Origin of the sequence: Pseudomonas sp. 43(2021) (assembly GCF_017490805.1) — a bacterium.
Lineage (GTDB): Bacteria > Pseudomonadota > Gammaproteobacteria > Pseudomonadales > Pseudomonadaceae > Aquipseudomonas.
In genome coordinates this window covers 1-463 of sequence record NZ_JAFGYJ010000451.1, presented here as the reverse complement: position 1 = coordinate 463, position 463 = coordinate 1, and the positions used below count along the sequence as shown (strand labels likewise).

Annotated in this window: 1 protein-coding gene and 1 pseudogene; both read left to right on the top strand. The window is 71.3% G+C overall.

The window, feature by feature from the left end; translation table 11 throughout:
- Nucleotides 1-209: pseudogene (locus J5M71_RS28130) on the top strand (mammalian cell entry protein); the annotation flags it as partial.
- The coding region (locus J5M71_RS28125) for an ABC-type transport auxiliary lipoprotein family protein (RefSeq protein WP_207838878.1) at nt 206-463 on the top strand (258 nt) is incomplete at its 3' end. The pseudogene J5M71_RS28130 and the gene J5M71_RS28125, both read left to right, overlap by 4 nt.

Genomic DNA, 463 nt, shown 5'->3' with positions numbered 1-463 from the left:
CGCCCGAGGCGCGCGACACGCTGTCCGCCGCGAAGCAGACGTTCACGACCGCGGAGGCGACCTTGCAGCAGGATTCGCCGCTGCAATCGGACGTGCGCGGCGCGCTCAAGGAGCTCACGCGCACGCTGCAATCGCTGAACGCGCTCGCCGACTACCTCGAGCGGCATCCCGAATCGCTGCTGAAAGGCAAACCAGGAGATCAGAAATGACCGCACGCTTGCTCCGCCCGGCGCGGGTTTCGCGCGCCGCGGCCGCCGCGGCAACCGTTGCGGCGGCGGCCATGCTCGCGGCCTGCTCGTCGTCGCCGCCCGCGCGCTTCTATACGCTCGACGCGGCGGCCGCCGCCGGCGCCGCCGCGAGCGTCAGCGCGAATCCCGCGTTCCTGATCCAGGTGCCGTCCGTCGACGTGCCGGAACAGGTCGCGAAGCATCAGCTCGTCGTGCAGAAGAACGCCGCCCAGGTC